At 38.2% G+C, this 8,648-nt stretch carries 7 protein-coding genes and 1 pseudogene; 5 read left to right on the top strand and 3 right to left on the bottom strand.

All coding sequences use genetic code 11. The annotated features are described in order from the left end of the window. Positions 1–120: 120 nt before the first annotated feature. The 3 genes and pseudogenes from M8E35_RS26640 to M8E35_RS25740 all read right to left on the bottom strand — a co-directional run. Positions 121–255, bottom strand: a pseudogene (locus M8E35_RS26640) (RidA family protein); the annotation flags it as partial. Between the two features lie 266 nt (positions 256–521). Next, positions 522–2,315 carry a multicopper oxidase family protein gene (locus M8E35_RS25745; protein ID WP_252473826.1) on the bottom strand — a complete coding sequence of 598 codons (1,794 nt, stop codon included), beginning with the start codon at positions 2,313–2,315 and terminating at the stop codon, positions 522–524. A gap of 662 nt (positions 2,316–2,977) precedes the next feature. Next, positions 2,978–3,247: a hypothetical protein gene (locus M8E35_RS25740; protein ID WP_252473825.1), complete on the bottom strand. Its 270-nt coding sequence runs from the start codon at positions 3,245–3,247 to the stop codon at positions 2,978–2,980. A 355-nt stretch (positions 3,248–3,602) separates the two neighbouring features. Here M8E35_RS25740 and M8E35_RS25735 point away from each other — a divergent pair, with 355 nt between their 5' ends. The 5 genes from M8E35_RS25735 to M8E35_RS25715 all read left to right on the top strand — a co-directional run bounded on the left by M8E35_RS25735 (position 3,603) and on the right by M8E35_RS25715 (position 8,070). Then, positions 3,603–4,736: a glycosyltransferase family 2 protein gene (locus M8E35_RS25735; RefSeq protein ID WP_252473827.1), complete on the top strand. Its 1,134-nt coding sequence runs from the start codon at positions 3,603–3,605 to the stop codon at positions 4,734–4,736. Positions 4,737–5,056: 320 nt separating this feature from the next. Beyond that, positions 5,057–5,623, top strand: a complete 567-nt coding sequence (locus M8E35_RS25730) for a DJ-1/PfpI family protein (protein WP_252473824.1) — start codon at positions 5,057–5,059, stop codon at positions 5,621–5,623. Positions 5,624–5,906: 283 nt separating this feature from the next. Continuing rightward, positions 5,907–6,467: a DUF3795 domain-containing protein gene (locus M8E35_RS25725; RefSeq protein WP_252473823.1), complete on the top strand. Its 561-nt coding sequence runs from the start codon at positions 5,907–5,909 to the stop codon at positions 6,465–6,467. A gap of 264 nt (positions 6,468–6,731) precedes the next feature. Continuing rightward, a complete protein-coding gene (gene fabZ / locus M8E35_RS25720; RefSeq protein WP_252473822.1) occupies positions 6,732–7,169 on the top strand; it encodes a 3-hydroxyacyl-ACP dehydratase FabZ in 438 nt (145 codons plus the stop codon). 88 nt (positions 7,170–7,257) lie between these two features. Then, positions 7,258–8,070 (top strand): hypothetical protein, encoded by an 813-nt coding sequence (locus tag M8E35_RS25715; protein ID WP_252473821.1) that lies wholly within the window; start codon positions 7,258–7,260, stop codon positions 8,068–8,070. Positions 8,071–8,648: the final 578 nt, after the last annotated feature.

Below are 8,648 nucleotides of genomic sequence, written 5' to 3'. Positions count from 1 at the left end.
CAACCGTAACCTTCTTGCCCTTTTCCCCTATCGTATAATCCTGGTGATATAATAGTACACAGGTCTCCACGTGCCCTGTCACGTTAAAAGAGCTATATTGTCATATGGTCTTATTACGGTTTAACGTGCGCCTATTTCATCCAGAATGGCCTTAATGTTCTTGACGGCCTGCCTTGCCTGTGCAATAGGATCATCCTTGCCCACCACCAATTTGCCATAACGCTCCAGAGCCACCTGACCGGAAATATAGACCGTGTTACCTACCGAATAGCTTGAGAATAGCCTCTCGCAACATGACTAGTAGCTGAATTAATCGAACGTTTGTTTAATGTCTTGTTTGTCTTTTGGTTTTCTCCCTTAATAAATATCCTTTTCAAGGTAACAAAAATAATCCAAAATACGGGGTTTAAACGCCTACCCAACTAAAAAGCAAAAAACCAAAAAAATATCCTCCCAATTAGGAAGGAAATTAGTAACAATTAATAATTATTCGTTCAATGACCCGTCGGGATAATTTCTTATCACCATAAATTTCTAACTTTATACGGCCTCATCATTTCATTATCTTCATGATCAAGAATATGACAATGCCATACATAGCCAGGTCCTTGGGTAGGATTAAAAGGATATAAATTTATTCCAGGTATGGTTATAATCGGTGCATTCTGAGGCGCAAAACGAACCCGTATTGTCGTGACTTCACCTGGATTAGCCCTTACAGTATCTTTCCAGCCGCTTTCATTGGGTGGAGGAGTTACGGGACCATTGAGCAAATAGGGCCTTACGGGGAGAATCTTCGTAGGATGGTTTAGGGGCGGCTCACCATTTAAGGTAACCCAATCTGTCAAATAATTATCTGCTAGGAAAGCTTGACGACTGAGCACACGAAACTGCACCAAATGCAAGTGTATTGGATGAGCATCCATAGTTAGATTTACAAGTTTCCAATCTTCCGTCGAACCTACTAGGGGGAGCTCTGAGATTGGATTATGCCATTTTTGTCCGTCTAATAATACTTCTAAAGGACCGTTCGGGCCCATTATTTCGACCAGTACTAACGTTCTCTTTCGGGCGTTTCTGATTAACGGTCTGATAAGGTTTAACATAAGTGGTAATTTAGGCGGAGTAATTGCTGGCTTATCGATAACTATAAATTGCATAATTTGCCCTGTGGTTTGTGGGTCAACGGGATCACCATTTGGGAATGGGGCATTAGCATCATTTTGAAGAATTAGCTGAGTCCCTGGCACCAACTGCGAAAAGTCGACAAGTATATCTGCCCTTTCACCAGGCGCAATAAGCAAGGACGTCATTCTTACAGGCCTTGACAGATAACCGCCATCACTCCCGATTTGAAGGAAAGGCATTCCATTGGAAAACATTAGATTGTAAAAGCGGGCATTAGATCCATTCAAAACCCTGAACCTATATTGCCTGGGTTCTACATCGAGATTAGGCCATACTTTGCCATTGACCATGATAGTGTCTCCGAAGAACTCCGGCACCCAATAGGGATGAACCTCAGGGTTAACTCCCATTTCAGGGAAGGCAAAGGACCCGTCAGTATTAAATGATCTGTCTTGAATGGCAAGCGGAATTTCATACTTTCCTTTAGGCAGTATAGATTTTGGCCTATCAAGTGGATGATGAGGGTCTCGCAATAGATAAAACCCAGCTAAGCCCATTAACACGTTTAAGCGTGTAATCCCTAAAGTATGATCATGATACCATAAAGTTGCTGCTTCCTGCTTATTACTATAGCGGTAGCGTGATTTTTCGAAAGCTGGTCCTTTTAGTATTTCACCAGCGGTAAACCAAGCGTCAGGGTGACCGTCTGAAGCTGACTCTGTTTCTCCTCCGTGCAAATGCGGAACAATTGGAACAGGATATTGGGCTAATGGGAAACCAGGAGGAAAACTTGGAAATGGAGGCATAGGCATACCCAGGTGATTGGGATCAGCCCATTGTAGAGTCGGATCTACTGGAAGGGGGTGTGGCTCGTTCAGATCGTTCACCCAATGAACATTAATTGGAATACCTCTTTGAGTCTCAAAGGTGGCACCCGGTGTATTGCGGAAATGGGGGATTATTTCACCAGTTTCCTGGTCTCTGACTCTACCACCATAACCCCATACAGTGGTATCCGGGAATCCAGCAGGAAGAATTTGTTGATTAAACTCACTTACGTTAACGGTATAATCGTGACTTTTTACTTGACAATGGTGATTTTTAACCACTGTTGGTTCATATATCGGTGGGATCACTAAATTATCACTAAACTTCGGAATACTATTAGGATCAAGTGGTGTAGGCATAGGCTTCCCCTCACAAACTCTTTTTTACAGTTTATGTGTTTCATCCATAGCATGTTCTACTTTTTTATAGTATGAGAGTTTTGTTGAGTCTAAATGGTTTTTAGGTTAAGGGCAAGAAGGAGAATCGGTTTCGGCGTAAGCATGCCTATGCTTCGTTAATAGTTGTAACGCCTTGGTAGTAGTGGATATGACGGTCCTGAGAAGGCTGCGGGAATGCTTATACCTCCACATACACTCATTCATAAGAAAGAGAATATGGTAGGTTATTTGGCAGATGCGGTAGTAGCTCGCGTAATAGGTACTGCAACGGTGTACACATTTTGACTTTTCGGGAAGGGTAAGGCTGTCCTTAAGGGGTGTCTTGCTGGTCAAGCCACATGGCTTCCTATAAGGCATATTAGGTACAATGGGTGAAACTAAAGTAAATTCAGTAAGCCCGATCACTGTATTGACTGAGTTTGTTTCTCATACAGCCTTTGTCGCTACTTCAGCCTTTATCATTGCAAAACTTGGAGATAGTGACCTTTTTAATGGCACAATTCCAATAACCGTTACTCTTAAAAGGTACAACCAGTTAATACAACAAACAATAAATCAATAGTGCAATCGAATCAAAGAAACGCTGCAAAATAAAGAGGATGTATGTGAATTTTCACTACCCTCTACCCTCCACCCACCCCCCTCATCCCACCCTTTAACTCAAAACAAAATGCGTTGGTGTGAGAATGATATTTTCTCAACCACGCATTAAATATTTCTTCATCAAACTCTTCTAGTAGTGAATCCCTGCTGTTTATGGTCTCTAGGATTTCGTCAAACCTTTGCTTCAACTCATCCTTTGATTCGATTAGTTTTTCATGCTCAAGCCTTTTCTTTCGGACTTCCTCCAGGTCTGTGCATCCCTCTCTTAAAATTAATTTCAACTTGTTCAATTAATACCATCATATGGAGTGGTATGCCCAGGCTGGCACTATCCATGCCTCTAGGATAAGACAAAAAGGAAAAACCGCAAACAAACACCATAGTAAATCGACGTAAGCGAGAGAGAAACGGACTTTGTTCTTTTGAACAAAACCACACTAAATGAGCCAGAAAAATGGAAACTGAAAACAGGCAAATCGGCTGTCAGAGAGGAATTAGGACGAAAGCGGAGAATATAGTTTGGAAGAACTTGTCATAGTGACTCTTATCGGACCCAAAATAAACAAAAGGAATATTAGACACAAAGAAGGGTTTTTATGGAATGAAATTGAATTCAATCTGGAGGTGATATTCATGGAGGTAGTTATGAATGTTCTTTTTTCAGTATTGTCCTTAATTAGTGCCTTTATAGAGGTAGGCACAGTCTTGCTTTGGTTTAGATATATTAAAAAGAGACCAGTATTTCTGGAAATCGATAGTTCGAACAATGGTATTATTTATCCAGCATTATCTGTAATAATTCCAGCCTGTGATGAAGAAGAATCCATTGAACAGGCAGTTAGACAGTTAATCAGTCAAGATTACCCTAATTTAGAGGTAATCGTAGTGAATGACCGCTCTACTGATAAAACTGGGGCGGTTTTGAAGAAACTTAAAGTTCAATACCCACAACTAAAAGTTATAACTATTTATGATTTACCTCCTAACTGGTTAGGTAAAAACCATGCTGTTTACCAGGGAGTAAAAGAGGCTACGGGCGAGTGGTTACTTTTTACCGATGCCGATGTTATGTTCTCCCTGGGAAGTTTAAAGAAAACCCTTAGATATGCTCTGGAACACACACTCGACCACCTAACAATCGCTCCTGATTTGTATTACGGAGGTGTTTTCTACCGTGCCTTTCTTACCTACCTCAGTTTTGCAATTACCGCTACGGTGATGTTTACAAACAAGGTGGGAGTTGGTGCATTTAACTTAGTGAAAAAATCCGTATACCAGGAAATTGGTGGATACGAAGCAATAGCAATGCGGGTAGCTGATGACATGTCTTTTGGGGAACTCGTGGTAAATAAGGGATACAAACAGGATTTCGGACTGTCGGGTAAAGGCTTTATTATAGTAAAATGGTATGATAACCTTTTTGCCCTGCTCAAAGGAATTAAAAAAAATCAGTTTGCTCATTTTAAATACAGTGTTGTTACAACATTAGTAATCTGCCTTTATGCTCTGCTAGTGGGTGTTTACCCATTCGTTGGTATATTCCTTGGACCAATTTGGGCAAGAGCTTTGTGCGGCATTTCTGTCGTCAGTTTGTTTGCTGTCTATAATTACTTAGCGAAATACTTGAATATCTCTCGTAGTTATGTTGTGATTCACCCTATATCTGTCTTGCTGTACATTGGAGCAATATTAAACTCGATGGTTAAAACTATAAGCCAAGGTGGTATAGAATGGCGAGGAACCATTTATCCCATAAAAGTATTGAAGAAACATATATGAGGGGACTAAAGAATGAGTAACTGAGACAAAAGTAGTTTTGTTGGATTAATTGGGGTAAGTCTTTGCCGCGTCAGATAATAAAGACATTTAAGATACGATAATTAACAGTCCCCTCGTCCGAAGTACGAGGGGACTTTACGTAACATGAATTATAGGACTCATTTTTTAATAGAGATCAGCCTATCTCTTTAATCGGATCTACTTTTAAAATTGGGTTTAACATAAGAATAAAAGTTGGATTAATTAAAAAGGTGATTTATTACATAAAGAGAACTATTCGTATTATCGATAAGTTTAAACGAAAACAAGTGGAGGTTTTTATGAGCAAGGTATTAATGTTTATGTATGATGAAATGGCAGATTTCGAAGTGACATTAGCATGTCAGGCCGTTACTCTTTCTAAGAGAGAACTTATAACAGTTGCTTACGAAAAGAAGACTTTAACAAGCAACTCAGGAATTATGTATATACCTCATAGAAAAGTTACTGATATAGAATCACTGGATGATGTTGAGGGTTTAATCATACCTGGCGGTCCAAATATCGAGATGCGCCCCGAACTTACTGAATTAATAAAAAGGCTAAATGCTGCGAACAAATTTTTAGCTGCAATATGCGGAGGGCCTCAATTTTTGGCTCGCTCCGGAGTGCTTACCGGTCATAAATATACAACTTCTCTAACTCCAGAATATTATAAAGAGAATAACATGGAAGACCCATTCCCCCGGGATACCTTTGTTAGAAACAGAATAATAAGGGATGGTAATATTGTCACTGCTTTACCAACAGCTTTAATTGATTTTGCTGTTGAGATTGGAAATTTGCTTGGATTATTCAGGAACCCTGAAGAAAAGATACAGATGTTGAAAAGTTTCAAACAAGACTAAATACAGCTTGTTATGACAATAGCACCAGCGTCATTATTGTGAATGCTGGTGCTATTAGTTTACGTCCATAGTTATCGGACTCAAAGTTTAAAATAAAGGAATTTAATTCATTAATAGCGAATGGGTTAGGGATATCCAAGAAAAGGTAAATATGAAATAGTGGTTTACAATAAGGGGTATCTTCTCCGTACACAAACCAGGAGCCCCATTATTTAAGAAAGACAAGAGAAAGATGGGTGCTAAGGTAATAAACTCTAATAATTATTTTTTGGGGGGAGTAAATATGGATAAGAAATTAGTATGTCCTTGCGGATTAACTTGTTGTGATTGTTTATTTTATCAAAAAGAAATATATGAAACCGCATATAAATTTAAAGAGTTGATTATGGAACATAAATTAGATAAGTTTCTTACTATTTGCAGCAAAAGAAGAAATTGGGAAGTCCTAGGAGAGCATTTGGATTTAAATCAAAGCCAAATATGGGACGGAGTTGGTAAGCAATTCGAAGTTTTTAAACAAATGCCAGAGTTTATGAATGTTCTTGACGGCATAATAAAATTGCAGTGTAAAACTACATGTCAAGAAACAGGTGGTTGCTCTATAGGTGGAAATACACATGAATGTAAGGCTTTAAAATGTATAAATTCAAAAGAGTATGCTGGATGCTGGCAATGTAGTGATTTTGAGAACTGCGATAAATTAAAATTTCTAAAAAACAGTTATGGATATGTGATAAAAGATAACTTAAAAACTATCAAAGAAAAAGGCACTGAAGCAGTAAAATCACGTGGCAATAAATATTATGCTTGGCAGAGAAAAAAAGATGGCGGTGTTATGGAATAAAGCACTGTAAAATAAAATGAAGATTTATCATTTGAACTAGTATAACAAAAGCTTCACAATACAATAATTAACAGTCGTTATCGGAATCAAATTTAGAAAAGGGAATTTATTTATTGCTGGCGAATCAGGTAAATGGCCAATAAAGGAATTTATACGACAAGTTCGCATTAATGTGCATATTACGGTGTGGCGAAACACTGGCTTTATTTTGATTCGGAGTATTCATGAATGAGACAGACAATAATGAACTTAAAGAGGTGTGCTATGTTAAATAATTTGGAAATCCGAGCCTTGACTCCCCACCGGTATCCGTTTTTATTAGTGGACAGAATTTTAGAGCTCGAACCGGAAAAAAAGGCTGTGGGTATTAAAAACGTATCGGCTAACGAACCACATTTTCAAGGACATTTCCCCGAGTATGCAGTCATGCCTGGAGTACTGATTGTCGAGGCTCTTGCACAAACGGCAGGTATAGCAGTATCAATAAATAAGAAAAGCGAGAGCAAACTAGGTGTATTAGCAGGAATAGATGGAATGAAGTTCAAAAGGAAAGTGATTCCAGGGGATACACTAAAGCTTGAGGCCGAAATACTTGTTTCAAAGCATGGTTTGATTAAAGCAAAGGTTACAGCAAGTGTAGACGGACAGATTGCTGCCGAGGGAGAAATAAAAATTATGATGACTGATCTGAATGGGAAGTAGTCATTACCCCATTGAATAGGGCTAAATTTAGCTCGCTCAAAAACAATATTATGAAGACAAACAGTCCTACAAAGTCTTAGAAAGAATTATGAACGACTGGAAACCTTCAACCGAAGCTGAAACAATCGCTATTGCACAATCATATTTGGAATACCAAAGAGTAAATCGTGAATTAAAAATAATCAAAGAAGAAAAGTATTTCCGATCTTTACTAAATGATACGAAAGCTCGATTCATAAACTTAGAAACACGTAGTTATCATCCATATATTCGTTATCAAAAAGGAAGAGTTCTTCGACTCTTTCAAATTAACCGTTTAGTTAATACATTTACTCAAGAACAACAAACTCAACTTAATAGCATTGCAAAAACCTCATATGACGATACATATTATTCCATCAATTTCAGGCACAAGCATCTTATGGCAACAGAAAGCTATGGTGCTTTCCTCTGGGTTTATAGTATTTTCTTAGAAAACATGAGCCAAATCCAAAATAAGCCAGATTATTTATTTAAAGCAATTAGAATTTTGGAGGAAGGAGTGCAATGTTTATCTACTCTCAAGAAAATTGAAAATATTATTACGCTAGGCAATGCTAACAGTAAACTTGCTCAAGAGTATGGACTTGCATATCTTTATACTTCTGATATTCGTTATTTGACTAAAGTTCGCGCATCGGTTTTTGAAGCGAAACGGATTTTCGAATGTGCCCATAAGCCACATTTAGAACATGTTCAGTTAGAGCTGCTTTTAATTCTAAGCGATGTTTTCATGAAAAACTACATACCGACTAATCTTATTAGACGCTATCGCAATTTAAAACCAATTCCATGGTACCTTCGAGCAATTGAGAATGTAATCAAATCCGAGTTCTTTAAAATTGAAGGAATCCACTTGTAACATTTGACTAATTATTTCCCCATTGTTCTCCTAATTTACTTCTCCAAAGCATTTTCCTCTTATTACCCATATTTCTATACTTTTTATTAGGAAGCTTATTCCTGGTGCTATATTACTTTGACTGTAAAATTCGTTTAGTTAATGCTGTTGGACAAATCATCCTCCTTATAAATCGTAGGCTCTTTCCCACCAATGCTCCCGTCGGGTGATTAACGTTCGGGTATGTGCCATGATGTTGCAGCAACTATTCACACTAACATTTCTGCATTTTGTTCTCACATCTTTACATGAAATCTAAAATATTCCAATAAAAACTGAGAGCCAGCCCATCTAATAAAAGACGACCTGACTTTCAATATTTTTCCCCATACACTCCGTCACCCTAAAAAGAACATACACTTCTCAAACCCACTCATACCAAGGCTTTCAATCATCTCAAATAGCAATAGGTAAAGCTTTGATATGATCTCCACTTTTTCCCCTGCTCCACACCGTGCACGAAACTTTCGTATTCACACGGCGTTCCATCAACCTAAAACTACTTCCTTATATCACAATATTTCCTACTTGTACTCTGA

The organism is Desulfosporosinus nitroreducens (genome assembly GCF_023897015.1).
GTDB classification, from domain to species: domain Bacteria; phylum Bacillota; class Desulfitobacteriia; order Desulfitobacteriales; family Desulfitobacteriaceae; genus Desulfosporosinus; species Desulfosporosinus nitroreducens.
This window is presented reverse-complemented; position numbering and strand designations above follow the sequence as displayed.

What these genes read in the sequence shown, in the direction of transcription:
- M8E35_RS25715 (WP_252473821.1), top strand. Translation starts at nt 7,258, where the DNA reads ATGAACGACTGGAAACCTTCAACCGAAGCTGAAACAATCGCTATTGCA.
- M8E35_RS25725 (WP_252473823.1), top strand. Translation starts at nt 5,907, where the DNA reads ATGGATAAGAAATTAGTATGTCCTTGCGGATTAACTTGTTGTGATTGT.
- fabZ (WP_252473822.1), top strand. Translation starts at nt 6,732, where the DNA reads ATGTTAAATAATTTGGAAATCCGAGCCTTGACTCCCCACCGGTATCCG.
- M8E35_RS25735 (WP_252473827.1), top strand. Translation starts at nt 3,603, where the DNA reads ATGAATGTTCTTTTTTCAGTATTGTCCTTAATTAGTGCCTTTATAGAG.
- M8E35_RS25745 (WP_252473826.1), bottom strand. Translation starts at nt 2,315, where the DNA reads ATGCCTACACCACTTGATCCTAATAGTATTCCGAAGTTTAGTGATAAT.
- M8E35_RS25730 (WP_252473824.1), top strand. Translation starts at nt 5,057, where the DNA reads ATGAGCAAGGTATTAATGTTTATGTATGATGAAATGGCAGATTTCGAA.